The sequence below is a fragment of the Thermodesulfobacterium geofontis OPF15 genome (genome assembly GCF_000215975.1).
Lineage (GTDB): Bacteria > Desulfobacterota > Thermodesulfobacteria > Thermodesulfobacteriales > Thermodesulfobacteriaceae > Thermodesulfobacterium > Thermodesulfobacterium geofontis.
Map to the genome: position 1 here is coordinate 1,609,312 of NC_015682.1, position 25,066 is coordinate 1,634,377.

The following is a 25,066-nucleotide window of genomic DNA, read 5'->3' on the forward strand; positions in this document are numbered from 1 at the left end:
AAATGTTTTAAACTTATAATAAATTTATAAAAAATTTAGGGAGGATGAATGAAAATGACTGAAGAGAAATTAAAATTTTACAAAAGTTTAGGATTAAAACTAACTCCTCAAAGATTAGCGATTCTCGAATTTTTGGAAAATAACAAATCCCATCCTTCGGCTGAAGACATTTATAATGCATTAAAACCTCGTTTCCCAAGTATGTCTTTTGCTACAGTTTATAATACATTAGAAGTACTTACAGAAAAAGGATTAGTAAAGGAAATAAGTGTTGAAAGTACGAGAAAAAGATTTGATCCTTTTACCCATCCTCATCATCATTTCTTTTGTAAAGCCTGCAAAAAGGTTATAGATATTGAAAACATTAAGGATAATTTAAATATTCCTGAAGAAATAAAGGATTGTGAAATAACTGAGTATCAAATTATCTTTTTTGGTTTTTGTCCAGAATGTAAGCAAAAACATAAATCCCATTAATCTTGACAAGAAATAAAATTTATATTATTTTATAAATTTGCAGATAGAAAAGGGCCCGTAGCTCAGCTGGTTAGAGCCACCGGCTCATAACCGGAAGGTCCCAGGTTCGAATCCTGGCGGGCCCACTAATAAATTATGTCTCTTTATGTAAAAGATATCTGTAAGTTTTTAGAAAATATAGCTCCTCTTCAATTAGCAGAACCCCAAGATAATAATGGATTACAAATAGGTTCTTTTTTTAATCCTGTTTTTGGTATCCTTTTAACTATAGATGTTTCAAAAGATGTAATTTCTTATGCCTCTGAAAAAAACCTCAATCTTATTATAAGCCATCATCCTCTTATTTATAAACCTTTATCAAATATTATCCAAGATGAATACAAAGGAAAATTAATATATTCTATTATAAAGAAAAATCTTAATTTAATTTCTTGGCATACACCTCTTGACAAAATATCAGATGGAGTATCAGAAGCTTTTATAAAAGCTCTTAATTTAGAAGGATCTGATTTTATTCTCAAAGAAAAAAATGAAAATTTTGGACTGGGAAGGGTTGTATACTTAAAAAAATCTATTAAATTAAAAGATTTGGTTGAAAAAATTAAGAATCTTATAAATAATTGGGTTATGGTAGTAGGAGACTTAGAAACCGAGATAGATTCCTTTGGTTTTTGTGGAGGCTCAGGGGCTTTTCTAAAAGATGAACTTAAAAAATTAAGAATAAATACCTTAATAACCTCTGATGTAAAATATCATTATGCAAAAGAAGCTCATGAAGAAGGTTTTAATTTCATTATTATAGATCATGGAATTTCAGAAAGTTTTGTTTTACCTTTCCTTAAATTAAAAATTCAAGAATTTTTAAAAACCCATAATATAAATATTCCAATAGAAATATTAAAAAACGAAAGTCCATATAAAATTTTTGTTTATAAAAGGGAGGACTAATAAATGCAAGAAGAAATATCAAAACTTATTGAATTACAAAAAATAGATTTAGAAATACTTAAAATTGAAAAAAATATGCAAGAGATCCCTCAGTCTTTACAAAAAGCCCAGAAAGAAAAAGAAGCACTGACAAAAAAAATAGAAAACTTAAATCAAATTATAGAAGAAAAGAAAAAGCAAAAAGATCTTTTTGAAGAAGAATTAAAACAGGAATATCAGAGATTAAAAAGTACACAAGCTCGATTAATTCAAATAAGAGGTACAAGGGAATATCAACTTCTCCTTAGGGAGATTGAAGAAATCAAAAAAGCAAATAAACAAAAAGAAGATGAAATTTTAAAACTAATGGAAGAGATAGAAAATTTAGAAAAAGAAAAGGGAAAATTAGAAGAAGAAATGAAAAAAGTAGAAAGTGTTTTTGAAGAAGAAAAACAAAAATTTGATTCCTTTTGTGCTAAACTTTCTATAAATAAAAATGAACTTTTGAAAAAAAGAGAAAAAATTGCTAAAAAAGTTCCTTCTAATCTTTTAAGAAAATATGAAGCTCTAAGAGAAAAGAAAGGGGGATTAGGAATAGCTCCTGTTGATAATTATGTATGTGAAGGGTGTCATATGGCAATTCCTCCTCAACTTTATAATGAATTGCAAAAGGATAACAGATATTATGAATGTCCCCATTGTAAAAGATTAATTTACTACAAAAGAATTTATATTCAGGAAGAATCTCAAAAAGAGGAAAACAAACCTTCTTTAAAAGAAGCTTCTTCATCTTAATTTTAATTATTTTTGATGAACCCTATAATTTTAAAACTTTCAGAAGATCTTTCCAATCTTAATGAAATTGCAGAAAAGGTAGCTTTTTATTTAAAGGAAGATAAAGTGGGAGCTATCCCTACAGAAACCTTTTATGGTCTTTCTGCAAATCCATTTTCAGAAAAAGCTATAAAAAGATTATTCTATCTAAAAAAAAGACCCTTTAACAAACCTATTCTTTTACTTATAGGAAATTATGAACAGCTTTTTCTTGTAGTAAAAGAGGTCCCACCTATAGCTGAAAAATTAATTTCTAAATTTTGGCCTGGACCTTTAACTATAGTGTTTAAAGCAAAAGAATCTGTCTCCCCTTTGCTTACAGCTAAAACAGGAACTATAGGAGTAAGGTTTTCTTCCTCCCCTATAGTAAGAAAAATATGCGAGGTATTTGGAGCCCCAATTACAGGAACAAGTGCTAATATAAGTGAGAAAAAGCCATCAAGAAGTGTTGAAGAAGTATTAAATGAAATACCAGAAGTAGATTTTGTTTTAGATGGAGGAATCCTCTATGCTACTTCGCCTTCCACTATTGTTTCAGTAGTAGAAAATAAAATTTCTTTAATAAGAGAGGGGATAATTTCCTTTGAAAAAATTAAATCCCTATTGATTGAAGATAATTTTCTATAGAAATCACTGCTACTGCTCCTTCACCACAAGCAATAACAATTTGTTTTCCTACTTTACTTCTGCAATCTCCGGCTGCCCATACTCCGGGAAGAGAGGTTCTCATTTCTGCATCAGTAATAATAAATCCTTCATTATCTAATTCTATCACACCCTTTAACCAATCAGTATTTGGCTCATAACCTATAAAAATAAAAATTCCTGAAACTTTAAGGGTGCTTTTTTCTCCTTTTTCTTTATTAAAAATTTCTATTTCTTCTACCTGGTCTTTTCCTCTAATTTCTGTAACAATTGTATTCCAAAGAATTTCTATTTTTTCTTCTTTAAAAACTCTTTCTTGTAAAACTTTAGTTGCTCTAAAAGTATTTCTTCTATGAATAAGATATATCTTTTTAGCAAATTTGGTTAAAGAAAGTGATTCTTGTAAAGCTGTATCACCTCCACCTACTACAGCTATAATTTTATCTTTAAAGAAGGGTCCATCGCAGGTTGCACAATAGGAAACCCCTTTTCCTGTGAATTTTTTTTCTCCAGGAATATTTAATTTTCTGGGAGAAGCACCTATAGATAAAAGAACAGTTTTAGAAGTTAAAATTTCATTGTTATCTAAATAAAGATTAAAAAAGTTATCTTTCTTTTCTAATTTTTTAACCTCTCCTTGCTTAAAATTTAAACCAAGTGTTTCAATATGCCTTCTAAATAAATCAGCTAATTCAAATCCTGTTATACCTTCTGGAAAACCGGGATAATTTTCAACAAAATCTATAAGAAGAAGTTGTCCACCAATCCCTATTTTATCAACAAGAAGAACTTCTAAAAGGGATCTTTTTGCATAAAGATAAGCAGTTATTCCTGCAGGACCTGCACCAACTATTACTAAATCATACAACTTCAACTCTAATTTTTATTCCTCCTCCAACTCTATCTCTAAATAGGAGTGCCCACATTCATAACATTTTACATCTAATATATTTCCTAAATGAGCTACATATAAAGTATCTCCTCCACAAAATTTACAAATTTCTCCTATATTTTCTTCTTTTATAGCATTAAGTATGTCTTCTTTAATTTCTTCAGGAATATCTGGATCAAAAATCACTTTCACCATCTCCTCCCAATCTTTAATTCATTAAAAATCTTATCAAAAAAAACTATTTTGTAAAGATAATTTTATGAAATTTTTGAAAAATTTTTAAAAATTTTTTGAAATTATGGTATCTTTTTGATAAATATCTCTTTTATAGGGATAATCAATTAAATAATGAGTTCCTCTTGATTCTAATCTTTGAAGGGCTGATCTGGTTATTAATTCTGCTACTATAGCAATTTTTTTTAATTCCATAGTATCAAGATCAAGATAAATACCTGGCCAGTTTTCTTTTATTTCTTTCTTAATAAATTCTATTCTTTTTTGTGCAAATTCTAACATTTTTAAACTTCTCACTATACCTACAAAATCCCACATTATTTTTCTTATTAAATCCCAGTTATGAGAAATAAAAACTTTTTCCTCTTTTATTTCTTTAACAGTCAATTCTTTTATAAGAGGTTCTTTAAAGGGCATATCTTTAAGTTCTTTCCAAAGCTCTCTTATTTTTAAGCTTGCTTGATAGGAAAAAACAAGGGCTTCAAGAAGGGAATTTGAGGCAAGTCTATTTCCTCCATGAAGACCTGTACAAGTACATTCTCCTATAGCAAATAAATTAGGAATATCAGTTTGACCCCATATATTAGTATAAATTCCACCACAAAGATAATGAGCTGCTGGAACAACAGGAATTGGTTGAGAGGTTATATCAATACCAAATTTTAAACAAGTTTCGTATATGAAAGGAAATCTTCTTTTTATATAATCTGAAGGAAGATGAGAAATATCTAAGTAAACGCATTCAGCTCCTGTTTTTTTAATTTCCATATCTATAGCTCTGGTAACAACATCCCTTGGAGCAAGTTCTTTTCTAACTGGATCGTATTTATGCATAAATCTTTTCCCTTCTGCATTTAAAAGAACTGCTCCCTCCCCTCTTAAAGCTTCTGAAATTAAGAAATTTTTTGCCTTAGGATGATATAAACAGGTAGGATGAAATTGGACAAATTCCATATTTGCAATTCTACATCCTACTTGATAAGCAAGAGCTATTCCATCGCCTGTGGCAGTATCAGGATTGCTGGTATAAAGATAAACTTTTCCTGCACCACCTGTACAAAGAGCAACAACCTTAGCTAAAAATATCACAGGTTTTATATGGGTAAGATCAAGAACCAAGGCGCCTAAAATTTTTGATGGTTTTAGTAAGTTTTCAACTAACAATTTTACAACAAAGCAGTGTTCAAGAATTTTTATATTATTTTCCTGTAAAACCCGTTCTATAAGTACATTTTCTATAACTCTTCCAGTATAATCTCCTACATGAAGGATTCTTCTTCTTGAATGTCCTCCTTCAAGGGTTAAATGAAATTTTTCCGGGTTTTCTGGATCTTTATCAAAATTTACTCCCCATTTTATAAGTTCTTTTATCCTTTCTGGAGCTGATTTTACAACCAATTCTACCACTTCTTTTTTACACAAACCATCTCCTGCGATAAGGGTATCATTAATATGAAGTTCAAAATTATCATCCTCACCCATCACACAGGCTATGCCTCCCTGAGCTAAGGAAGTAGCTGTTTCAAATGCCCTTTTTTTAGTAAGAATAGTAATCTCTCCTAAATCTTTAAGTCTTAAAGCAAGGCTTAAACCTGCAATTCCAGAACCTATTATAAGAATATCTGTCTTAACAATTTCCATTCTTAAATTTTCCTTTAAATAAGAGGAGCTCTTTGTAAAAAATATTGTGTTAGTTCTGGACCACTTTTAAAAATTAGCGGAGATTGAAAAGCCTCTCTTTCGCAGAATTTTATATCTCTTTTTTTCTTTTTATGCTGAGTTACATCAAAAATAGCAAAAGGAACAGGCTTTGCTGAATGAGTTCTTATAGAAATAGGAGTTAAATGATCACAGCATACAAGAATTCTATATTTTTTAGTAACCTCATTTATTCTCTCAAGAAGATATCTTACTACTCTTCTATCAAATTCATTTATAGCTTTAATTTTTAATTCTAAGGAACCTTGATGAGAGACCTCATCAGGGGCTTCTACATGAATAAGAACAAAGTCGTGATCTTTTAAAGCTTCTAAGGCATAATCTACTTTACCCTCATAATTGGTATCTATATATCCTGTAGCACCAGGAACATCAATAATAGTCATTTTAGCAAGTTTACCAAGCCCCCTTACTAAGTCTACAGCACTAATAACAGCCCCTTTTAAACCCCATTTTTCAAAAAATGGTTCAATTTCAGGAGTCCTTCCTTGCCCCCAAGGCCATATAGCATTAGCTGGAGGTAAATTATTTAGTTTTCTTCTCAAATTAATAGGATGTTTTTCTAAAATTTCTATAGCTTTAATTATAAATTCTTTTAAATAGGGCTCTTCATCATAAGCTTGAAAGGCAAACCAAATACTTTTTCCTAAAAGATCATGAGGAGGATAGGTTTGAAGACCTCCAGAGCCTCCTCTCCATATAAGAATATGCCTATAACTTACTCCCGGGATTATTTCAATTTTATCTGTTCCTGCATTTCTATTGATGGCTTCTATTAATTCAACTGCCTCTTCTGTAGAAATATGTCCTGCAGAATAATCTTCCATAATAAGGTCTTTACCTTCAAATTGTATAGTTACAAGATTACATCTATAAGCTACATCTTCAGGTCTTAGTTCTATGCCTTTGCTTGCTGCTTCAATTGGTCCTCTTCCTGTATATTTTTCCTCTGGAGGATAACCTAAAAGCCCCATTATAGCCACATCAGAACCAGGATGCATATTAGGCGGAATAGTTTGACAAATTCCTATTTCTCCATAAGAGGCTATAAAATCCATCCCAGGAGTAATAGCTACCTCTAAAGGAGTTTTATTTTTTAATTCTTTTATGGGAAAATCTCCCATACCATCACCAATAAGAAGTATATACTTCATCCCTTTTGGTGGGGGAGAAATTTCTTTTAAGAGCTTAGACTGAAAAACTTCCTCTTGTGGAAGAGTTTCTTTCTTTTTTCTTCTTCCCATTTAATAACCCTCTCTTTATTTAAAAAACTTGGCTATTAAAAAGGCTAATCTAAAAAATAAGAACAAAAATAAAGTTAACAAGATCTGAGTAAAAAAATCAGTAGGTGATAATAAGAGAGATAACACATAAAAAAAACCAAGAAAATAGAGCCTTCTTTTTTTATAAAATTCTTCAGTAATAAGTTCTTCCTTTATTAATAGAGCAAAAAATAAAGGGATTTGAAAAACAAAAACAGAAAATAAAAGAACTCTTAATACAAAAAAAAGAAAATAGTTAATCTTAAGGTTAGCGGAAAAATCCCTACCAAAGAAGAGAAAAACCTTTAAAATTGTAGGAATAAATAAAAAATAGCCTACTAAAAGACCTAAAATACCAAGACTAAAGGAAACAAAAAAGAGTTTTTTAAAAAATACCTTTTCTGGTTCATAAAATTCTTGAGAAATTGCTTTCCAGAGACGAATAAGTAAAAAAGGAAGAGATATAATAAGTGCTAAATAAAAAGAAGCTCTTAAAATAACAAATAAAGCCTCCTCTAAACTTGTAAAAACTAAGGGCTGACCTTTAAGGATTTTAAAATAGGGAAACATTAAATAAGGGAAAAGACGAGGGAAAAGAAAAAGAAGGAGAAGCCATAAAATAAAAAAAAGAGATATATAAAATATGAGTTCTCTTCTTATTCTTTCAAGAACATCAACAGCAAAAATTTTAGGAAAGATTATCCTTTTCATCAGATTTGAGTGGATTTTCTATTATTTGAGTTGAAGCTTCTTTAATTTCTTCTATTTCTTTTTTAACCTCTTTAATTTCTTCTTTAAATTCCTTTTCCACTTCCTCAATTTCAAGTTCTCTTTTTATATCTTCTATACCTTTTTTAAGCTCTAAGGAAAGTTTTCCTAAAAATTTACCAATTTCAGGAAGTTTCTCAGGACCAAGAACAATTAAGGCAACTAAAAATATAATAACAGCTTCTGAAAAACCTATATTAAACATTTATATACTCTCGGGGAATAGATTTTCCTAAGTTACAAAAAAGCTCATAGCTTATGGTTCCTGCAAGGCTTGCAAGTTCATCAGCAGGAACTTCTTCATTTTTTCCTCCAAGAAGAATAACCTCATCTCCTATTTGAGGATTTTCAAGCTCTGTTATATCTAAATAAAGCGCCTTCATAGAGATATTTCCCACTATAGCAACTCTTTTTCCTTTACACCAGGCAAATCCTTTATTACTTAAACTTCTAAGATATCCGTCTCCATATCCAACAGGAACAAGACCAAGATTGGTTGCCTTTTTTGCTTTAAAATTAGGACCATATCCTGCATATTCTCCTTTTTTTAATCTCTTTATCTCAACTATCCTTGATTTTAAAGTCATAACAGGGTAAAGTTTTATAAGTTCTCGTGCTTTAAAATTGGGATAACCTCCATATAAACTAATTCCTGGTCTCACAAGATTTCCTTTCTCAGGTAAAAATATTATACCACCTGAATTGGCAAAATGAATATACTTAGGAATAATTTTATTATTTTTTAATTTTTCTAAAGCCTCTTTTAATTTTTTTAATTGAATTTGGGTTAATTCGTGTTCTGGATTTTCTGCACAAGAAAGATGGGTCATAAGTCCTGTAAGTTTAAGAAGAGGGAAACTTTTAAGTTTTTCTATAAATTGGTCAAGCTCTGAAAAATTAAGACCAAATCTATGCATTCCTGTATCAAGCTTAAGATGGAATTCCCATTTAATATTAATTTTTTTAACAAATTCTTTTAACCACTCAAAGGTATCAAAATTAGTAACTACAGGAATAACTTTTAAATTATACATTTCAGGAAGCCAATCTTTTTCAAATCCTGAAAGAAAAAGTATAGGCTGAGAAAATCCATTTTTTCTAAGGAGTGAAGCTTCTTCAGGTTCAGAAAGACCAAATCCAAAGATTCCTTCTTCTGAAAGGGTTTTTGCTACTTCTAAAAGCCCGTGTCCATAAGCATCATTTTTTATAACAGGTAAAATTTTTGTATTTTTAGGTAAAAATTTTTTTAAAGCTCTAAAATTTTTTCTAAGATTTTTTAAGTTTATCTCTAATTTTTTATACCAAATAATATTAGCTCTCCCTTTTTACTTTACTTACGTAGTCTGAAGCTGAAAGACCAGCTATACAACCTTCTCCAACAGCTTTAGCTACTTGAAAAGGAGGACCGGTTATATCTCCACAAGCAAAAATTCCTTCTACATTAGTTTTCATCTCTCTATCTACTTTTACATAATTAAAAGTTTCAGGGTCAAGCTCTATTCCGAGAGGTGCAAGAAGCTCTAAAGGTCCTTTTGCTCCTTGCTCAATAAAAATTCCATCAACCTCTAAAATACTTTCATCTTCTAATTTAACACCTTTTACCTCATTTTCTCCTATTATCTCAACTGGCTTTAGAGTAAGAATTTTTATTCCCTTTTCTTCAAGAGATTTTTTTTCTTCAGAAGAGAGTTCTCCTTTAGAAAAATAAAAATAAATTTCCTTAGCAAATTGGGTTAAAAATTTTGCTCCCCAAATAGCAGAACTTCCATCTCCAATAACTATCACTTTTTTTCCTTTATAAAACCAGGCATCGCAATCAACACAATAGGAAACACCCTTTCCTATAAAATCCTTTTCCCTCTTAAAAAAGCTTTTTTTTCTTTTTACACCCATAGCTAAAATAAGAGCTATAGCTGTAATTTCCTTTTCTTTTTCTGTAATAAGCTTAAATCCTTTCTCAAGGGGTTCTATTTTTATAATGTCTTCTTCAAGGATTGTAACATCAGCTTTTTTAAGTTGTTCTATTCCTGCAGATAAAAGCTCTTTTCCTTCTATTTTTTCTTTAAAACCAAAATAATTTTCTAAATGAGCATAATTAAGAGCACTTTCTGAGGTTTTACCAAATATAATTACTTTATTTTTTCTTCTTCCTGCATGAATACCTGCCTGAATACCTGCAGGACCTAAACCTATTATAGCTATGTCATAATCCATTTTAACCCCTCTTTATTCTTCTTTTTTATTTAAATAGATTCCTGCATTATTAAGTGAATCTATTTCGGAAACTTTTATTCTATAATCTTCTTTAATCCAGTGATAAAGATCTGCAAGTTTGCATTCCTTAGAACAAAATGGTCTATAAGGATTGTTTTCCCAAGTGGTTTTCTTTTTACAAATGGGACATTTAACTTTTAATTTACTACCCATATAGCCCTATCATCAAAATAGAAAATTATTTTTTGACTTACAGAACCAAGAAAAAACCCTTCAATACCTTTTTTCTCTCTTCTCCCTAAAACAATTGTTGTATAATCTCCTTTTTTAACCTCTCTAATTATTTCACCTGCTGGACCTAAAAACCCTCTTTTTAATTTAAATCTGATTTTATTTTTTTCTATAGAAAATCCGTTCTCCAATATTCTATTTTTAAACTTAGTAAAAAATTCTTTATACTCTTTATTTTTTACTAATTCTATAAGTTCCTCTATGTTTCCTTCAAAATATTTTAGGTCTGAAAGGGGATGAAAAATATGAAAAAAAGTTATTTCTATATCCTTATGGTTTGCAAAAATAAAACTAACATAATCAGCAAGTTTTAAACCTTTCTCTGAGAGATCAAAGGGGACAAAAACTCTTTTATTCCATTTGTCTCCTCTTATAAGCCAAACAGGAATAAGGCTTGAAACAATTAGCTTGTGAGTTACTCCTCCTAAGATATAGGTTGCAATTTTTGAAAGACCCCTTCTTCCTACAAGGATTGCATCAAAGAGATTTTCCTTAGAAAAATTTATTATACCCTCTGCAATGTCTCCATATTTAAAAAGCACTTTAGTATAAATTTTGGCTGGTAGGTGTTCTTTTAATCTTTCTGAAACCTCTTTTAATTCCCTTTCTGCTTGAAGAAAAACTTCTTTTGCTTTTTCTTCTAAAAATGCTTCTTTTTGAAGTTTTTTATAAAGGTCTGTTTCTATACCCTGTGAAGCTGAGGGATGGGAAATAATTTTTAAGAGTGTTAATTCAAGTGGGGTGTTTGAAAAAAGCTCTTTTAAATAGAGAATAATTTTTGTACTTGAAGGGGTTCCGTCATAACAGACAAGGAGATGGGGATCTATTTTTTTTACATTTTCCATAGTGCTAAAGTTCTGCTATTTCTTTTTTTGCCTCTTTAAGTCTTTCTTTTACATTAAGATAACCTGTTGCCCCAGGTATTTCTCTTCTTTTAAAAAAATTTTCCATAGTTAACCATTCATAAACGTCCTTTTCTATAACCTTAGAAAATTTTTTAAATTCTTCCAATGTAAGAGCTTCTAAAGGTTTTTGATTTTTTTCTGCATAAAGAACAATTTCTCCTGTGATATGATGAGCCTTTCTAAAAGGAATCCCTTTTGTAACCAAATAGTCTGCAAGCTCAGTTGCAAGAAGATATCCCTTTTTTAAATGAGCTTCTATATTTTCTTTTTTTAATTTGATACCCCCTATTAGGAGCTCCATCATTTTTATGGATTTTTTTGTGTTTTCAAGAGCTTGGAAAAGAGGAGGTTTATCTTCTTGAAGATCTCTGTTATAGCTTAGGGGAAGCCCTTTTAAAAGGACAATAAGTTGAAATAAATTACCAGCAACCGATGCAGTTTTCCCTCTTATTAATTCTAAAGCATCTGGATTTTTCTTTTGAGGCATAATTGAGCTTCCTGTACAAAATCTATCGGGAAGATCTATAAAATCAAATTCTTGAGTTGACCAGAGAATAAGCTCTTCGCTAAGTCTTGATAAATCAAGCATTATAAGAGTTAAAATAAAAAGAAGTTCTAAAATAAAATCTCTTGAGCTTACTGCAAAAACACTATTTTTTGTTATATCTTTAAAACCAAGTTTTTTAGCTATTTTTTCTCTATTTATATTAAAGCCACAACCTGCAAAGGCTGAACTTCCAAGGGGACAGATTTTAAGTCTTTTTTCGTAATCTTTAAGTTTTTCTAAATGATGTTTAAACATTTCATAATATGCCATAAACCAGTGAGAAAAAAGGACGGGTTGAGCATGCTGAAGATGGGTAAAGCCAGGTATGATAACTCCATAATATTTTTCAGCCTTAGCAATTATACTTTCTAAAAGAGCTTTTAATTCTTTTTTAAGATTTTCTACCTCATCCATTAAATAAAGTCTTAAGTCTGTAACTACTTGTTCGTTTCTGCTTCTTCCTGTATGAAGTTTGTAAGCTACCTCCCCTATTTTTTCGTAAAGTGCTTTTTCAATATTCATGTGTATATCTTCATAACTTTTGTTAAAAACAAACTTTCCGCTTTTTATTTCTTCTTCTATTTCTTTTAAGCCTTTTTTGATAAGATTTAGTTCTTCTTCTGTTAGAATATTGGCTTCTTTTAAGGCTTCTGCGTAAACAAGGCTTGCCTTTATTTCGTAGGGTGCAAGGCGATAATCAAAGGAGATTGATTCGCTAAAGTCTTCAAAAAATTTATCTGTATTTTCTTTGAATCTTCCGCTCCAAGGCTTTTTTTCCATAGTTTTCATATTTTACCTTGCTTTTATTTTTTTACCACACCTTTTATTTCTACCACTTCCGAAGTGGTAGAAAATTACCACTTCGGAAGTGGTAGGGTTTAGAATTGTTCTAAAATAATGTTTTTTATGAGGTTTAGGGATTTTTGGTAGTCTGTTCTATCTTCTACAAATTTTTTATATTCTTTCTTTGAGAAATCAAAAAACCTTTCTTTTACGCACAGTTTTGTGTTTTCAAGCCCTATATACTCTCGATAAGATGAATATTGCCATTCTTCTGGTTTTTTAACTAATCCTGCTGTAGTAGGATTGAGGTGAATATATCTTGTTAGATGTAATAATTGTTCTTGTGAAATAACTTTTACTTTCTTAATTTTGCTTTCCCAAAGAGGACCTTTTCTTTTAATCTTTTTATTAAAATATCTTGTGTAACTATCTAAAACTCTTCTCATATATTCAGAAACTCCTCTGTCTAAAACTTCATATAAAGCTAAATGGATATGGGTAGGCATAAGACAGTAGGCAATAATTTCGACAAAAGGATTTTCATCTTTTAATTGATCATGATAGAGTTTGGCTTTGTGATCTAAGGTTATGTAATAGGAAAATTTTACTTTAGGATTGTATTGATAGTATTTTAAAAGGTCTAACATTCTTTGGTAATCTTTTTCATCTAAGAATATTTTAAATCCGGCAATGCTTTTTGTTAATACATGGTAAATTCTGGTTTCTTCCATTTTTATCCTCCATCCTTATTTCTACCACTTCCGAAGTGGTAGAAAGTTACCACTTCGGAAGTGGTAGGAGGTGAGGATAAAAAAAAGGGGCTGGGGGAAAATACCCCAGCCCCTTTTTTAGCGTGGGTTAGGATGGGTTAGAACATGATTTGAGCCTGGACATAATAATCAGTTATGTTATCTTCATAACCTAATTCTTTTAGATATTTTGATGCAGCACCATCATAATTTACATTATCTACTCCAACTGTTAGACGAGCAGCGTTTCCAACAATGTAGTAGTTAATTCCTACTGCCCAACGATTCATTTCTAAGTCTTTTTTAACACCATCTGCTTCAATGTATTCATATTTTGCATAGAGAGCTGGTTTACCAATACCAACTACACAATCATATAAAATTTGTCCCTGGATATACCAATAATAGGAGCTTTCTTTCTTTACTTTTTCTGTATCAGTTGCTTCATCATAGTAATAAGCTATGTGAGAGTCATCAAAGTAGGTATAGGCACCTTCTAAATTGATAACTGCTGGACCTAATTTTTTCTCTAAGAAGACATCAACATTCCATCCATCAACATTAAGCTTCTTTCCATCTTTTAATGCAGAGATAGCATCACGCAATTCCCCATTTAAAATCAACGATATAATATCGTTACTGACTCCAGGTAATAAAGTTCCTTTATATACATTACCTGTAAAGAAACTTGCATCATAAGTATCTGTTGAATAATATGCAGCTTCATACGGAGCATCAGGTAATATTACCACATCCTGATTAAAATAGGATAAACCAATAGTTAATTTGTCTCCTTTTTTGCCAAGATAGGTGTCATGTAACCATCCTCTTCCTGTAGTTTTGGTTTCAGGAGTAAAACCAAGCATAGTTGGAGTAAATTCAATTCTTGCTGCCCAAGCAACATCTTGCAAAGGTTTCTTATCACTTGCCTCATTAAAAATACCAAGGTCATATCTAAACATTCCACCAGCAATTTCACCATGAAGAACTGCACCACCATCAAAAAGTCTTAAAAGACCATTTCTCCAATAAGAAAAAATACCAAAAGGATCATAAATCCAGTCTGACTGAATGATGTAAGAATAACGAGCTTCTTGCTGGTCTCTGGTAAAGGGGATACGGATTTTACCAAGTCTTAACTGAAGCTCAGGTAAAAAGACAAGGTTAATACCACCTTCAGAAAGTTTGGCAACAGTATCACGACCTGTTTTAAGACCTAACTTATCTAAAACAGCATATACATCACTTGAATAAGCACCAGATGTTACTACTTCACCGTAAAACTGAACGATCTTATTGATCTGACCTTCAATGTTAAATCTTGCATCAACTACATCAAATACATTGGTGTTGTAATCAATTCCAGTACTCTTATCTTTTGCCCTTTCATCAAAATTTACATACCTTACCTTCATCCAGTAGCCAAGATCTGCAAAGGTATCATCAGAAACTTTGATTTGAGCTGCATCACTTGAAACTACATAACCTAAAACTAATGCTCCTGCAATACTTAAAACTTTCCACTTGCTTACCTTCATACTACACCTCCTTTCTTTTTTTTCTTTTTAATTAAAAAACATTTTATACATCTTGCCTCTTTTGTCAAGTCTTATTTTCCTAAATTTTTTAAAAAATATAATAAATTCCTTATCTTTTGTCAACCTTTATATTCCTCAATTATACTTAATTAAAAAGTATTTTTATGATTTTTATCGTCATTTTTAAAAATTTCTTTAATTTTTCAAAAAAATTTTATTTTTTTTCATAGGTGCTAAAAGGCTCAAGGCGAATTTTTTCACCAAAAAGAAAGATTTTATCTTTAAGAACAGCAACTACCCCAAAAAGACCATTTAGTTTTTTTGCTTTATTTAGGATTTTTTTAAAGTCTTCAGGAGTTTTTAAAAGGTTTCCAAAGGCTGTTGCAAGGGCATCAGCAATAGCTGTGTCTTTATGAATAACTGTTAGGGCATCTGCATTTCCAAAACTAAGGCTATGTCCAATTTTGGCGGAAGAGGTGCAAACTCCACAAGGCATAAGCTCTTTTTTTATGAGAAGGGCAATTTTTCCTGAAAAAGGAGAATCTCCTGCAAAAAGTAAAACCCTGGCATCTTTTTTTAAGGCTAAAAAGATATCTCCTCCGTTTTCAACTGCAACCTGAGAGGTTAAGCCTTTTTCAAGAAGGGCTCTTCCAACCTTTTCTGCAATTGCTCCAGCAACAGAAGCCATGGGACCAACTTGAGCAACCATTCCTGCTTTAAGCATGGTTCTTACTATTTCAGAGGCTTTAGGATCATAAGGAAGGGGCTCAAGACTTTTTAAAAAGAGAGGGTTTTTTAATATGTATGCCTCAAGGGGAAGCCTTATACTCCTTACAAGGGATAAGGTTTCTAAGGTTAAGTCTTTTTCTGCAAGAACAAAAAGGTCCGTCTCCTTATAAACTACTCTAAAAGTTTTTAAAGAGGTTGAAGAAATGGTGCGATAAAAAGGAATATGAGAATACTTATTCATAACTTAAAACTTTTTCGTAAAAATCATCTCCATAAATTGAATTTATAACTATTGCAGGAAAGTTTTCAACCTTTATTCTAAAAAAGGCTTCTGGACCAAGTTCTTCAAAGGCTATGGTTTCTACTTTTTTTATGAAGGAGTTTAAAAAAGCTCCTGCTCCTCCAAAGGTTGCAAGATAAACTGCTTTATATTTTTTTAAGAGTTCTTTTACTTCAGGGGATCTTTTTCCCTTTCCTATGGTTGCAGAGATTCCAAGCTTTAAGAAAAATTCCATATAGGGGTCCATTCTTTTTGAGGTTGTGGGACCAGCTGAGCCTATAACTTTACCTGGGGGAGCTTTAGTTGGACCAACATAATAAATTGCCTGATTGGTAAAATCAAAAGAGAAAGAGCCCTCTTTTATAGCAGAAATAATTTTTTTATGGGTAAAATCTCTTGCACAAAGAAGCCAGCCTGAAATTAAAAGAAAATCTCCTGCTTTTAAAGGCTCTAAAATTTCCCTTTTTTCAAGGGGAAAGATAAGTTTATGAGCTTTTTTTACAAACTCAGGATAATAAGAAAGCTTCATTTAGAGGCAGGTTGCAGTTAATTGGTCAACAAATTTCTTTTTATCCTTTTCGGTTTCTATTTTTAGAAGATCTGAAAGTTTAACCTGTTTTAGAAGGCATTCAATATACTGAGCTACCTTTTTCCAGATGGGATAGACCATACAATCTTCTATTTTTTCACAGCCTTCAGTTGGGTCAATACAAGAGGCAATGCAAACAGGACCTTCAAGGGGCTCAAGGATGTCATAAAGGGAGATCTCTTCTGGAAGCCTTCTTAAAACATATCCACCACCTGGACCTCGAGAGGATTTAATTAAACGAGCTTGCCTTAAGCGATTAAGTATCTGAGCAAGATACACTCGGGAAATCTCTTGATAATCAGAAATTTGATCTAAGGTAACTCCATTGGGATAGGCTTTTGCTATTTCATACATTGCTCTTACTGCATATCTTCCTTTGGTAGATAATTTAAACATTAATTTTCACCTCCCTTTTTAAAGGATTTAAAAGAAAACTTTAATAATTAAGTTATAATATAAAATTTATAATATAAAATTAAAATATATCAAGATACTTTTTAAACTTTTATTGTTTTTAAATTTTATAAGTTTTTTAAAAACTTTATTTTGACAAACCTTGATTGTATGATAAATTTTAAGCTATGCTTGATATAAAAATTATAAGAGAAAAGCCTGAATGGGTTAAAGAAAGACTTAGAACAAGAGGGGAAGATTATCCTATAGATGAGATATTAGAGCTTGATAAGAAAAGAAGAGAACTTATACAGAGGGTAGAAAATTTAAGGCATATAAGAAGAGAAGAGTCTGAAAGAATTGGGAAACTTAAGAAAGAAGGAAAGGAAGAGGAAGCAAAGGCTCTTTCTGAAAAGGTAAAGGCTCTTTCTGAAGAGCTTAAAGGTTTAGAAGAGGAGCTTAAAAAGGTTGAAGAAGAGCTTGAATTTAAAATGAGCTTAATTCCTAATATACCTCATGAGAGTGTTCCTTTTGGAGTTTCTGCAGAGGATAATGTGGTGGTAAAGAGATGGGGAGATATTCCTAAGTTTGATTTTGAGCCAAAACCTCATTGGGAAATTGGGGAAGCTCTTGGGATACTTGATTTTGAAAGAGCCGGAAAGATTACAGGAAGTAGATTTGTAGTTTATTGGAATGAAGGGGCTTTACTTGAAAGGGCTTTAATAAATTTTATGCTTGATCTTCATTTGAAAAAACACGGATATAAAGAGGTGCTTCCTCCTTTTATAGTTAATGACAGGGCTCTTTTTGGGACAGGACAGCTTCCAAAGTTTAAGGTAGATCTTTTTAAGATTGAAGAATGGGATTATTATCTTGTTCCTACTGCCGAAGTTCCGGTAACTAATCTTCATCAAAATGAGATTTTGCCTGAGGAGGTTTTGCCTCTTTATTACGTAGCTTATACTCCTTGTTTTAGGTCTGAAGCAGGTTCTTATGGAAAGGATGTTAGAGGAATTATAAGACAGCATCAGTTTAATAAGGTTGAGTTGGTAAAATTTACTACTCCTGAAACTTCTTATGAGGAATTAGAGAGCCTTCTTCTTGATGCAGAGGAGGTTTTGCAATTGCTTGAACTTCCTTATAGAGTGGTTGTTCTTTGCACAGGGGATCTTGGATTTGCAGCAGCTAAAACCTATGATATAGAAGTTTGGGCACCTGGACAAAATCGCTTTATTGAAATTTCTTCTTGTTCAAATTTTGAGGATTTTCAAGCAAGAAGGGCAAATATAAGATATAGACCAAAAGGAGGAGGAAAGCCAAGATTTGTACATACCCTTAATGGTTCTGGACTTGCTGTGGGAAGAACTGTTATGGCAATTTTAGAAAATTATCAGCAAGAAGATGGCTCAGTTGTTATTCCCAAGGTTCTTCGCCCTTATATGGGAGGTCTTGAAGTTATTAAAAGGAAAAAATAAGATTAAAACACTCCCTTGAGGGGCAATATCCTTCTAACAGGGCAGATTCTATACTTTTAAAATATACTTTTCTTTTTATTTTTTTAGCTTCTGGGCAGTCGGGATGATGAAATCTTTTTGAATTTTTATTTCCAATATAGATAATATTTTTGGGCTCACGATTTAAGAGGGAAAAGATACCTTTTCTTTTTTTAATAGCCTCCCTTTGTAAAGGAAGATATTTTTCATAATATTTAGCACTTCCTTCATAATAACAAACAAAGGCAAGTCCCTCTCTTACAAGAATTTCTGAGACAGAAGTTCCGTTTTCAAAATAAAGTTCCCCAAGAAGTCTTCCATATTTATCTCTTTTTCTTAAAGCAAGCTCAAGATAAAAGGTTTTTCCTTCTGTGAGTGTTTTATTTAGATTATAGGCAGAAAGAGCAAATGGTTGGGGAATACCTTCTTGAGTATGAATTTCGGTAGTATCTATTCCGGCATATCTTAATCTTTCTCCGTTTTCAAGAATAACAGTATCTCCATCTATAGCTTTTACAACTCTTACTTTAAGGAGATGGTCTTTTTTAAGGGTTTGAGCACTTTTTTGGCAACTTAGAGTTATAAAAATAAAGAAAATTAAAAGGATAGAAAAAAGCTTTTTAAGTTTCATCTTAGCTTTTAAATTCAGTTAAAAGTAGGAATAGGCTTTGCGAAGTTCAAGAAATTTCTTACGATCAAAAAAGCTTTCCTTTCTTTCTAAAAGGAGTTTCTCGATATATTCAGAGAGTTTTAAAAGGTTTTTAGCTTCTTCTTGAGTTATACCCTTTTTATATTCTTCCCAATTTTGATTTATCTCTTCATAAAGATTTAAAGCTAAGTCAAGCTCGTTTTTCTTTATGGCAACTTCTATTTTTATGAGGGCTTCTTTTAGATTATATTTTTGCATTTAAATTAGTTTTTATATCTTCCCAGGCTTTTTTTAGGGTTTCAAGGGTTTCTATACTTTTGGTTATAATCTCAATATTATCTTCAAGATTTGCTTTAACAAGCTCACTTATAAGTATATCATAAATTAGATTTAAGTTTTTAGCAATCTCTCCTCCTTTTTCTATATTTAGGGAGCCTTGTAAATAGGCAATTATTTCTGTTGCTTTTCCAAGGTTTTCTGCTTTTTTCTTTACATTTTCAGGATTTTTAAGCCCTTCTTCTATGGCTTTTTTAGCTATTTTTAAACAAGATATAGCCTTATTATAAAGCATAATTACGTGATCAAGAGGATGGGCATTTTTAACCTGATTTTCAAGATAGCTTTGAAGATACATAAAAGCCACCTCCCACTTTTAGTGATTAACTTTTTAATGTTTCAGAAATAGGTTTGGCAAGGCTTTCAAGTCTTTGCCTTAGTTGTTCATTATTATACATAAGGGTTTCTATTTTACTAAATTCAAGCCTTAGTTTTTCTTCCTCTTTCTTTAAAGCTTCCTGAAGAGTATTTATTTTTTGATTAATGCTTTCTATTTGGCGATCTTGAATAGATTTATAACTATTTATAACGCTTATTAAATCCTCTAAGGCTGAAGAAAGATTGTTTTTTACTTGATTAATTGCAGACTGAAGGGTGTTAGGATTTTCTTTTATCAGGGTGTTTAAAGTGTCTGTATTTAGGGAGTATTTTCCATTATCATCTAAGTTAATTATGCCAAGGTTTATAAGAGGCTTCATAAGAGAAAAAATTTGAGGTTTAATCTGGGTAACTACTGCATTTCCCTGAAAAATTCCTCCCTTAGCAGTTTGAGAATTAATAAGATCTATGAGGCTATTTATTTTTTCTATAAGACTACTTAAATTTGAAGAAACTTGAGAATAGTCATCTTCTACAGAAAGATAGGTTGAGCCTTCTTTATAAACTGTAAGAGTAAGCCCTGAGATGATGTTATTAAAGGTATTTGAGGGGCTGGTAAAGGTATTTGAGCCTATTTTTATTTCTGCATTTTGAGCATTCTGTAAGGTTTCAAGACTTCCGAGCTGGGTAGGAAGATTTCCTGAACTTATTTCTATTACTGAGCTATCAATGGTAGTTTCTTTTGTAGAATTAGCTACATCTTTTTCAGAAAGCATAAGTTTATAAGAGGTGCCATCAAAAAGAATGGATGCTTCTATTTTATCTTGAGCTGAGTTTATAGCATTGACAAGATCTTTTAAAGTGCCACCTGAAAAATTGATTTCTTTTTCTTCATAAGTTGTATTTGAAGTCCAATATCTTAAAGTAAAAGTTGCAGCACTAAGGGTTGAATTTAAATCATTTACCCCTCCTTGAGAAACTCTAATTTCTTCTTGAGAAAGCTTAGAAACAGTTAAATCTCTTATATTAAGGTTAGGGGTGTCGCTTTGGGCTGTTGCTGAAAGTATATTTGAATCTCCTACAGTAACTTTTTTTCCTTTGAAAAGATTGCTTACATTTATGGTTCCTACAAAATTATTAAGCTCATTTAGGGCTCCTAAAAGATTACTTAAAGAACTTGCCTGGGCTTGAAGGGTTGCTTTCTTGTTTTGTAGGTTTTGAATATCGCGAGCCTTTGCTTGAAGAAGCCCTTGAACAATTGAATCTATATCAAGAAGACCTGTTATGTTACTCATATGAACATCAGCCATAATTTATACCTCCGCTTTTAGTAAAAGACCTCTTAAATATTTTTTATCAATTTTTTGCGATTCCAAAAATTTTTCTATATTTTTTGCAATTCTCAAGATCTCTTCTAAAGGAATTTGTCTGATAACCTCGTTTGTTTCTTTGTTGATAATTTTAAAAATGGGAATGTTTAGCTCTTGGTCTATTTCAACTCTTAGCTCTTTGTTAAGAGGATTGAGAACTTCATTTATTTTTTCTAAATATTTATCAAAGTTTTTAAAAATTCTCTGAAATTCTCTTATGATTTCTTCTCTTTTTTTTATTAAATCTACATTAAAATTTGGATTTACAGAGGCTTTAACCCTATTTCCTTTTATGTCAATATTATTAAAGGTGTTGAAGTTTATAAATAGTCCTGGTCCTTTTATTTCCATTTTAAAAACCCTTTTTTATCATTTTTTATTATCGGATAATTTTTAAAAAACTTTAGAAGCGATTTTTTAAAAATTTGCAAAATTGAAAATTTGATTAAAAATTAAAATTTTAACCTTTTGTGAAGAAATAATTTTAATAGAGGGGTTAAAATGAAAAGAAGACATTTTATTAGGATATGGGATTTAAAAAAAGAAGAGGCTTTGGGACTTATTAATAGAGCTTTAGAGTTGAAAAGAAATAAAAATTGGGAAAGAAAATTTATAGGGAAAATACTGGGGTTAATTTTTGAAAAACCTTCTACCAGAACAAGGATTTCTTTTGAGTCTGCGATGATTAAATGGGGAGGAAGTAGTATTTTTTTATCTTCTAAGGATTTACAACTTAGTAGAGGTGAACCTATAAAAGATACAGCAAGGGTTATCTCAAGATATATAGATATATTAGTTTTGAGAACTTATAAACAGGAAACCATAGAGGAGTTTGCTAAGTATTCTTCTATTCCTGTTATAAACGGGCTTTCTGATAGATTTCATCCCTGTCAGGTTTTATCAGATATAATGACTGTAATAGAAAAGGGAAAGGACCTTTATAAGGACAAGATTGTCTGGATAGGAGATGGAAATAATGTAGCACAGTCTTGGATTGAAGCAAGTGCACTTCTTGGTTTTAAATTAGTTTTGGCTTGTCCAAAGGGATTTGAACCAGAGGAGGAGCTATTAAAAGAGGCAAAAGAAATATATAAGGCTCAGATTGAAATAGTAAATAATCCAGAAGAAGCAATAAAGGGAGCTGAAGTTATTAATACTGATGTATGGACAAGTATGGGACAAGAAGAGGAAAGCGAAAAAAGAAGATTTGCTTTTAAAAACTTTCAAGTAAATAATGAACTTTTAAAACTTGCGGATCCTTCAGCAATAGTGCTTCATTGTTTGCCTGCTCATAGAGATGAAGAAATTACAGAAGAAGTTTTAGAGGGACATCAATCTGTAGTTTGGGATCAAGCAGAAAATAAAATGTGGCTCCATATGGCACTTATTGAATTTTTATTAGAAAGATAAAAAATTTAGAATTTTGAGGAGGTTTTTGGCTATGGATTCTATTGAAAAAGATTTTTTTGTAAAAATTAGGTATCATTTAGAATTAAAAGAGGAGAAAGTTCCTTCTTGGTTTTCTCAACCTATAGAAGCAAGTTTTATTTTAGGAAGAGAAGCTATTCCTAAAGTTATAGAGGAGGCAGTAGTTGGGAAAAAAGAAGGGGATGAAGTTGAAGTAGTTATTCCTCCTGAGTCTGCTTATGGACCCCATCTTCCCTATTTAATAAAGGAAGTTGATATAAATACACTTAAACATCCTGAAAAGATTAAGGTTGGAGAATGGTATGAAGAAATAAATAAATATGGTTCAAGGGTTTCTTTTAAAGTTTTAGAAATTAAGGGAGATAAAATTAAGGCTGATTTTAATCATCCTGCTGCTGGAAAAACTGTAATTATGAAAATTAAGATTTTAGAAGCAAGACCTGCTACTTCTTTTGAAATTTTATCTGCTGAATTTAGAGCCTATGGATGTGGCACCTGAAAATAATCTATTGGCCGATGGATTCGGCTAATCTTTAAATTTTTATGCCCTTTTTAGAAGTAAAAGACTTAGTTTTAGGATTAAAGGAAAAATATCTTCCTTTAGTTGATAAAGTTAGCTTTTCTTTAGAAAAAAAAGAAATTCTTGGAATACTTGGGGAAAGCGGTTGTGGTAAATCTCTTACAGGATTTGCTCTTTTAAGACTTTTCCCACCTGGAATAACTCGGTATTCTGGAGAGGTAATTATAGATGGTATTTCTTTATATGATCTTCCTGAAGAGGAAGTTTTAAAGCTAAGGGGTAGAAAGGTTGCTATTATTCTTCAAGATCCCTTAAGTTCCCTTAATCCTGTTCTTACCATCGGAGAGCAAATTGAGGAGGTTTTAAAGTATCATTTTAATTTAAGTAAAGAAGAAAGAAGGGAAAGGGCAATTAAGCTTTTAAAAGAAGTTGGTATGCCTGATCCTGAAATTAGGATAAAAAGTTATCCTCATCAGCTTTCAGGAGGCTTGAGACAAAGAGCTATGATTGCTATGGCTCTTGCAGGGGAACCTGAACTTTTAGTTGCTGATGAGCCAACTACTGCCCTTGATGTAACCTTACAGACACAAATTCTTGAGCTTCTTTATGAGTTAAATCAAAAAAAGAATTTATCCATAGTTTTTATAAGCCATGACCTTGGAATTATAAGATGGATTGCAAATAGGGTGTGTGTTTTTTACGCAGGAGAAATTGTAGAAACTGCACCTACGGAAGAGCTCTTTAATAATCCTTTACATCCCTATACCCAAACCCTTATTGAATCCTACCCAAAGGAAGGGAAAATTAAAAAAGTTTTAAAAGGTGGAGTGGTTAATTTAGCCGAAAAACCAAAAGGTTGTAGATATTTTGAAAGATGCGAAATTTCTTGTGAAGAGGGAAAAGAAAAACATCCAGAACTTATTTCTGTTAAAAAAGAGCATTGGGTGAGATGTTTTAAATATGGCTAAATCTGTGGTTGAAGTTAAAAATATCTGGAAAAGTTATGAAATTAAAAGATGGGGCTTTAAAAGGATTTCCTTTTATGCATTAATAGATGTTAGTCTTAGTGTTTTTGAGGGAGAAAGTGTAGGGATCTTAGGAGAAAGTGGTTGTGGAAAAACTACCTTAGGAAAAATTATTCTTGATCTTGAAAAGCCAGATAAAGGAGAAGTTTTATGGTTTGGAAAAGGTCTTAAGAATCTTACTAAAGAGGAATATAAAATTTTTAGACCAAAAATCCAAGCTGTTTTCCAAGATCCCTATTCTTCTTTAAATCCCAGATATAAAGTTTCTGATATTCTTTTAGAACCCTATCTTATAAATGTTGAAAAGGATAAAGAAAAGGGGCTTGAAAAGGCTAAAGAGGTTTTAAGTTTGGTAGGTCTAAGGGTTGAAGTTTTAGATAAATATCCTCATGCCTTAAGTGGTGGAGAAAGGCAAAGAGTAGCTTTAGCAAGAACTTTAATGGTTTCTCCTTCCTTAATTGTCCTTGATGAGCCAACTTCAGCCTTAGATACTACTTTAGCAGGTCAAATACTTGAACTTCTTAAGGAATTTAAAAGGAGTTTTAATCTAAGTTATATTTTAATAAGTCATTCTTTACCTGTAGTTCTTTATCTTTCTGATTGGATTATAGTAATGTATTTGGGAAGGGTTGTTGAAATTTGTAAAAAGGAAGTATTTTTTGAGACCTCACATCATCCTTATACATTAATGCTCTTAAATGCATATCCAGATCCTTTTTCTCCTAAGGCTCTTTTTTCAAAAAAAGTAAAAGGAGAAATTGCAAGTCCTCTCTTTAGACCAACTGGATGTGAATTTCACCCAAGATGTGAAGAAGCTGAAAAATTTTGCAAAGACTCTGTTCCCCAATTAAGAAAAATAGGAGACTCTCAATATATAGCCTGTTTTAAAAGATAAAAAGAGTAGTCTTAAGTGATTAATTTAAAGTTAAAAATTGAAACAAAAGAAATTTAAAGAAAATTAAAGAATAAGTTAAAAAATTAAAGCTTATGGATTTAAAATCCCCCAAAATAGCTATCATTCAATAAATAAACCCTAAGAATGAAAAAGCTTCTAAGAGGATTTAATTTTAAGTAATTGATTTTTTGAAACTTTTAAAATTTAAATTTAGATTTTTAAATCTGTCTTTAATCAGCTTTATTGGAGTTTGTAT

30 protein-coding genes and 1 tRNA gene are annotated in these 25,066 nt (G+C 31.3%); 10 read left to right on the forward strand and 21 right to left on the reverse strand.

Features of this window, described 5'->3' with window-relative positions:
• Nucleotides 1-54: 54 nt before the first annotated feature.
• From TOPB45_RS08265 to TOPB45_RS08285, 5 genes are all read left to right on the forward strand, one after another.
• Nucleotides 55-477 (forward strand): Fur family transcriptional regulator, encoded by a 423-nt coding sequence (locus TOPB45_RS08265; protein WP_013910382.1) that lies wholly within the window; start codon nt 55-57, stop codon nt 475-477.
• A gap of 51 nt (nt 478-528) precedes the next feature.
• A tRNA-Ile gene (locus TOPB45_RS08270) sits at nt 529-602 on the forward strand.
• Between the two features lie 10 nt (nt 603-612).
• Nucleotides 613-1,425, forward strand: a complete 813-nt coding sequence (locus tag TOPB45_RS08275) for a Nif3-like dinuclear metal center hexameric protein (RefSeq protein ID WP_013910383.1) — start codon at nt 613-615, stop codon at nt 1,423-1,425.
• A 3-nt stretch (nt 1,426-1,428) separates the two neighbouring features.
• Nucleotides 1,429-2,199, forward strand: a complete 771-nt coding sequence (locus TOPB45_RS08280; protein WP_013910384.1) for a zinc ribbon domain-containing protein — start codon at nt 1,429-1,431, stop codon at nt 2,197-2,199.
• Nucleotides 2,200-2,214: 15 nt separating this feature from the next.
• The gene (locus TOPB45_RS08285) at nt 2,215-2,865 is read left to right on the forward strand and encodes an L-threonylcarbamoyladenylate synthase (protein ID WP_013910385.1); all 651 of its coding nucleotides are present in this window, start codon (nt 2,215-2,217) and stop codon (nt 2,863-2,865) included.
• Here TOPB45_RS08285 and trxB read toward each other — a convergent pair.
• The 16 genes from trxB to TOPB45_RS08365 all read right to left on the reverse strand — a co-directional run bounded on the left by trxB (nt 2,831) and on the right by TOPB45_RS08365 (nt 16,779).
• Nucleotides 2,831-3,757 (reverse strand): thioredoxin-disulfide reductase, encoded by a 927-nt coding sequence (gene trxB / locus TOPB45_RS08290; RefSeq protein ID WP_144011507.1) that lies wholly within the window; start codon nt 3,755-3,757, stop codon nt 2,831-2,833. The two genes, TOPB45_RS08285 and trxB, sit on opposite strands and share 35 nt — an antisense overlap.
• A gap of 9 nt (nt 3,758-3,766) precedes the next feature.
• Nucleotides 3,767-3,970 (reverse strand): hypothetical protein, encoded by a 204-nt coding sequence (locus TOPB45_RS08295; RefSeq protein WP_236608015.1) that lies wholly within the window; start codon nt 3,968-3,970, stop codon nt 3,767-3,769.
• Nucleotides 3,971-4,054: 84 nt separating this feature from the next.
• Nucleotides 4,055-5,650, reverse strand: coding sequence for an L-aspartate oxidase (gene nadB, locus TOPB45_RS08300; protein ID WP_013910388.1), 1,596 nt, complete (start codon nt 5,648-5,650; stop codon nt 4,055-4,057).
• Nucleotides 5,651-5,664: 14 nt separating this feature from the next.
• On the reverse strand, nt 5,665-6,972 hold the full coding sequence (locus TOPB45_RS08305; protein WP_013910389.1) for a cofactor-independent phosphoglycerate mutase: 1,308 nt from the start codon (nt 6,970-6,972) through the stop codon (nt 5,665-5,667).
• Nucleotides 6,973-6,987: 15 nt separating this feature from the next.
• Nucleotides 6,988-7,701: a twin-arginine translocase subunit TatC gene (locus TOPB45_RS08310; RefSeq protein ID WP_013910390.1), complete on the reverse strand. Its 714-nt coding sequence runs from the start codon at nt 7,699-7,701 to the stop codon at nt 6,988-6,990.
• A complete protein-coding gene (gene tatB, locus TOPB45_RS08315; protein ID WP_013910391.1) occupies nt 7,679-7,963 on the reverse strand; it encodes a Sec-independent protein translocase protein TatB in 285 nt (94 codons plus the stop codon). The genes TOPB45_RS08310 and tatB overlap by 23 nt, the downstream gene beginning before the upstream one ends.
• On the reverse strand, nt 7,956-9,068 hold the full coding sequence (alr, locus tag TOPB45_RS08320) for an alanine racemase (protein ID WP_013910392.1): 1,113 nt from the start codon (nt 9,066-9,068) through the stop codon (nt 7,956-7,958). Before alr ends, tatB begins: the two co-directional genes overlap by 8 nt.
• Nucleotide 9,069: 1 nt before the next feature.
• Complete coding sequence (locus TOPB45_RS08325; RefSeq protein WP_013910393.1) at nt 9,070-9,972, reverse strand: NAD(P)/FAD-dependent oxidoreductase; 903 nt, start codon at nt 9,970-9,972, stop codon at nt 9,070-9,072.
• A gap of 12 nt (nt 9,973-9,984) precedes the next feature.
• Nucleotides 9,985-10,185 carry a DNA gyrase inhibitor YacG gene (locus TOPB45_RS08330; protein WP_013910394.1) on the reverse strand — a complete coding sequence of 67 codons (201 nt, stop codon included), beginning with the start codon at nt 10,183-10,185 and terminating at the stop codon, nt 9,985-9,987.
• Nucleotides 10,170-11,108 carry a universal stress protein gene (locus TOPB45_RS08335; protein WP_013910395.1) on the reverse strand — a complete coding sequence of 313 codons (939 nt, stop codon included), beginning with the start codon at nt 11,106-11,108 and terminating at the stop codon, nt 10,170-10,172. The genes TOPB45_RS08330 and TOPB45_RS08335 overlap by 16 nt, the downstream gene beginning before the upstream one ends.
• A 4-nt stretch (nt 11,109-11,112) precedes the next feature.
• Nucleotides 11,113-12,504 carry an argininosuccinate lyase gene (argH, locus tag TOPB45_RS08340; protein ID WP_013910396.1) on the reverse strand — a complete coding sequence of 464 codons (1,392 nt, stop codon included), beginning with the start codon at nt 12,502-12,504 and terminating at the stop codon, nt 11,113-11,115.
• 89 nt (nt 12,505-12,593) lie between these two features.
• Complete coding sequence (locus tag TOPB45_RS08345) at nt 12,594-13,229, reverse strand: transposase (RefSeq protein WP_013910397.1); 636 nt, start codon at nt 13,227-13,229, stop codon at nt 12,594-12,596.
• Nucleotides 13,230-13,366: 137 nt separating this feature from the next.
• Nucleotides 13,367-14,785, reverse strand: a complete 1,419-nt coding sequence (locus tag TOPB45_RS08350; protein ID WP_013910398.1) for a hypothetical protein — start codon at nt 14,783-14,785, stop codon at nt 13,367-13,369.
• Nucleotides 14,786-14,999: 214 nt separating this feature from the next.
• The gene (locus TOPB45_RS08355; RefSeq protein ID WP_013910399.1) at nt 15,000-15,755 is read right to left on the reverse strand and encodes a UPF0280 family protein; all 756 of its coding nucleotides are present in this window, start codon (nt 15,753-15,755) and stop codon (nt 15,000-15,002) included.
• A complete protein-coding gene (locus tag TOPB45_RS08360) occupies nt 15,748-16,323 on the reverse strand; it encodes a FumA C-terminus/TtdB family hydratase beta subunit (protein WP_013910400.1) in 576 nt (191 codons plus the stop codon). The genes TOPB45_RS08355 and TOPB45_RS08360 overlap by 8 nt, the downstream gene beginning before the upstream one ends.
• Complete coding sequence (locus TOPB45_RS08365) at nt 16,324-16,779, reverse strand: RrF2 family transcriptional regulator (RefSeq protein WP_013910401.1); 456 nt, start codon at nt 16,777-16,779, stop codon at nt 16,324-16,326.
• 185 nt (nt 16,780-16,964) lie between these two features.
• On the opposite strand from TOPB45_RS08365, the gene serS reads away from it, so the two are divergent.
• Nucleotides 16,965-18,251 (forward strand): serine--tRNA ligase, encoded by a 1,287-nt coding sequence (gene serS / locus TOPB45_RS08370; protein ID WP_013910402.1) that lies wholly within the window; start codon nt 16,965-16,967, stop codon nt 18,249-18,251.
• On the opposite strand, the gene TOPB45_RS08375 is transcribed toward serS, so the two are convergent.
• From TOPB45_RS08375 to TOPB45_RS08705, 5 genes are read right to left on the reverse strand one after another with little or no spacing between them, the layout of a single operon-like run.
• Nucleotides 18,235-18,900 (reverse strand): thermonuclease family protein, encoded by a 666-nt coding sequence (locus TOPB45_RS08375; RefSeq protein ID WP_013910403.1) that lies wholly within the window; start codon nt 18,898-18,900, stop codon nt 18,235-18,237. The genes serS and TOPB45_RS08375 overlap by 17 nt on opposite strands.
• A gap of 18 nt (nt 18,901-18,918) precedes the next feature.
• Nucleotides 18,919-19,176 carry a hypothetical protein gene (locus TOPB45_RS08380; protein WP_013910404.1) on the reverse strand — a complete coding sequence of 86 codons (258 nt, stop codon included), beginning with the start codon at nt 19,174-19,176 and terminating at the stop codon, nt 18,919-18,921.
• Nucleotides 19,163-19,552 (reverse strand): flagellar export chaperone FliS, encoded by a 390-nt coding sequence (fliS, locus tag TOPB45_RS08385; RefSeq protein WP_013910405.1) that lies wholly within the window; start codon nt 19,550-19,552, stop codon nt 19,163-19,165. The genes TOPB45_RS08380 and fliS overlap by 14 nt, the downstream gene beginning before the upstream one ends.
• A 25-nt stretch (nt 19,553-19,577) precedes the next feature.
• Nucleotides 19,578-20,882, reverse strand: a complete 1,305-nt coding sequence (fliD, locus tag TOPB45_RS08390; RefSeq protein WP_013910406.1) for a flagellar filament capping protein FliD — start codon at nt 20,880-20,882, stop codon at nt 19,578-19,580.
• A gap of 3 nt (nt 20,883-20,885) precedes the next feature.
• Entirely contained in the window at nt 20,886-21,293 is a 408-nt protein-coding gene (locus TOPB45_RS08705) for a flagellar protein FlaG (protein ID WP_013910407.1), read from the reverse strand.
• A 150-nt stretch (nt 21,294-21,443) separates the two neighbouring features.
• On the opposite strand from TOPB45_RS08705, the gene argF reads away from it, so the two are divergent.
• From argF to TOPB45_RS08415, 4 genes are read left to right on the forward strand one after another with little or no spacing between them, the layout of a single operon-like run.
• Nucleotides 21,444-22,352, forward strand: coding sequence for an ornithine carbamoyltransferase (gene argF, locus TOPB45_RS08400; protein ID WP_013910408.1), 909 nt, complete (start codon nt 21,444-21,446; stop codon nt 22,350-22,352).
• Between the two features lie 31 nt (nt 22,353-22,383).
• Nucleotides 22,384-22,869: an FKBP-type peptidyl-prolyl cis-trans isomerase gene (locus TOPB45_RS08405; protein WP_013910409.1), complete on the forward strand. Its 486-nt coding sequence runs from the start codon at nt 22,384-22,386 to the stop codon at nt 22,867-22,869.
• A gap of 44 nt (nt 22,870-22,913) precedes the next feature.
• Nucleotides 22,914-23,858: an ABC transporter ATP-binding protein gene (locus TOPB45_RS08410; RefSeq protein WP_013910410.1), complete on the forward strand. Its 945-nt coding sequence runs from the start codon at nt 22,914-22,916 to the stop codon at nt 23,856-23,858.
• Nucleotides 23,851-24,810, forward strand: a complete 960-nt coding sequence (locus TOPB45_RS08415; RefSeq protein WP_013910411.1) for an ABC transporter ATP-binding protein — start codon at nt 23,851-23,853, stop codon at nt 24,808-24,810. Before TOPB45_RS08410 ends, TOPB45_RS08415 begins: the two co-directional genes overlap by 8 nt.
• Nucleotides 24,811-25,066 lie beyond the last annotated feature (256 nt).

Bases quoted from the DNA above. Each gene is read 5' to 3' on its own strand.
- TOPB45_RS08280 (WP_013910384.1), top strand. From the start codon at position 1,429: ATGCAAGAAGAAATATCAAAACTTATTGAATTACAAAAAATAGATTTA.
- nadB (WP_013910388.1), bottom strand. From the start codon at position 5,650: ATGGAAATTGTTAAGACAGATATTCTTATAATAGGTTCTGGAATTGCA.
- TOPB45_RS08305 (WP_013910389.1), bottom strand. From the start codon at position 6,972: ATGGGAAGAAGAAAAAAGAAAGAAACTCTTCCACAAGAGGAAGTTTTT.
- fliS (WP_013910405.1), bottom strand. From the start codon at position 19,552: ATGTATCTTCAAAGCTATCTTGAAAATCAGGTTAAAAATGCCCATCCT.
- argH (WP_013910396.1), bottom strand. From the start codon at position 12,504: ATGAAAACTATGGAAAAAAAGCCTTGGAGCGGAAGATTCAAAGAAAAT.
- TOPB45_RS08310 (WP_013910390.1), bottom strand. From the start codon at position 7,701: ATGAAAAGGATAATCTTTCCTAAAATTTTTGCTGTTGATGTTCTTGAA.
- TOPB45_RS08355 (WP_013910399.1), bottom strand. From the start codon at position 15,755: ATGAATAAGTATTCTCATATTCCTTTTTATCGCACCATTTCTTCAACC.
- TOPB45_RS08285 (WP_013910385.1), top strand. From the start codon at position 2,215: ATGAACCCTATAATTTTAAAACTTTCAGAAGATCTTTCCAATCTTAAT.
- TOPB45_RS08295 (WP_236608015.1), bottom strand. From the start codon at position 3,970: ATGGTGAAAGTGATTTTTGATCCAGATATTCCTGAAGAAATTAAAGAA.
- TOPB45_RS08405 (WP_013910409.1), top strand. From the start codon at position 22,384: ATGGATTCTATTGAAAAAGATTTTTTTGTAAAAATTAGGTATCATTTA.
- TOPB45_RS08265 (WP_013910382.1), top strand. From the start codon at position 55: ATGACTGAAGAGAAATTAAAATTTTACAAAAGTTTAGGATTAAAACTA.
- TOPB45_RS08380 (WP_013910404.1), bottom strand. From the start codon at position 19,176: ATGCAAAAATATAATCTAAAAGAAGCCCTCATAAAAATAGAAGTTGCC.
- TOPB45_RS08345 (WP_013910397.1), bottom strand. From the start codon at position 13,229: ATGGAAGAAACCAGAATTTACCATGTATTAACAAAAAGCATTGCCGGA.
- TOPB45_RS08415 (WP_013910411.1), top strand. From the start codon at position 23,851: ATGGCTAAATCTGTGGTTGAAGTTAAAAATATCTGGAAAAGTTATGAA.
- serS (WP_013910402.1), top strand. From the start codon at position 16,965: ATGCTTGATATAAAAATTATAAGAGAAAAGCCTGAATGGGTTAAAGAA.
- TOPB45_RS08360 (WP_013910400.1), bottom strand. From the start codon at position 16,323: ATGAAGCTTTCTTATTATCCTGAGTTTGTAAAAAAAGCTCATAAACTT.
- TOPB45_RS08375 (WP_013910403.1), bottom strand. From the start codon at position 18,900: ATGAAACTTAAAAAGCTTTTTTCTATCCTTTTAATTTTCTTTATTTTT.
- TOPB45_RS08325 (WP_013910393.1), bottom strand. From the start codon at position 9,972: ATGGATTATGACATAGCTATAATAGGTTTAGGTCCTGCAGGTATTCAG.
- TOPB45_RS08365 (WP_013910401.1), bottom strand. From the start codon at position 16,779: ATGTTTAAATTATCTACCAAAGGAAGATATGCAGTAAGAGCAATGTAT.
- TOPB45_RS08350 (WP_013910398.1), bottom strand. From the start codon at position 14,785: ATGAAGGTAAGCAAGTGGAAAGTTTTAAGTATTGCAGGAGCATTAGTT.
- TOPB45_RS08705 (WP_013910407.1), bottom strand. From the start codon at position 21,293: ATGGAAATAAAAGGACCAGGACTATTTATAAACTTCAACACCTTTAAT.
- TOPB45_RS08330 (WP_013910394.1), bottom strand. From the start codon at position 10,185: ATGGGTAGTAAATTAAAAGTTAAATGTCCCATTTGTAAAAAGAAAACC.
- fliD (WP_013910406.1), bottom strand. From the start codon at position 20,882: ATGGCTGATGTTCATATGAGTAACATAACAGGTCTTCTTGATATAGAT.
- tatB (WP_013910391.1), bottom strand. From the start codon at position 7,963: ATGTTTAATATAGGTTTTTCAGAAGCTGTTATTATATTTTTAGTTGCC.
- TOPB45_RS08410 (WP_013910410.1), top strand. From the start codon at position 22,914: ATGCCCTTTTTAGAAGTAAAAGACTTAGTTTTAGGATTAAAGGAAAAA.
- TOPB45_RS08335 (WP_013910395.1), bottom strand. From the start codon at position 11,108: ATGGAAAATGTAAAAAAAATAGATCCCCATCTCCTTGTCTGTTATGAC.
- TOPB45_RS08275 (WP_013910383.1), top strand. From the start codon at position 613: ATGTCTCTTTATGTAAAAGATATCTGTAAGTTTTTAGAAAATATAGCT.
- argF (WP_013910408.1), top strand. From the start codon at position 21,444: ATGAAAAGAAGACATTTTATTAGGATATGGGATTTAAAAAAAGAAGAG.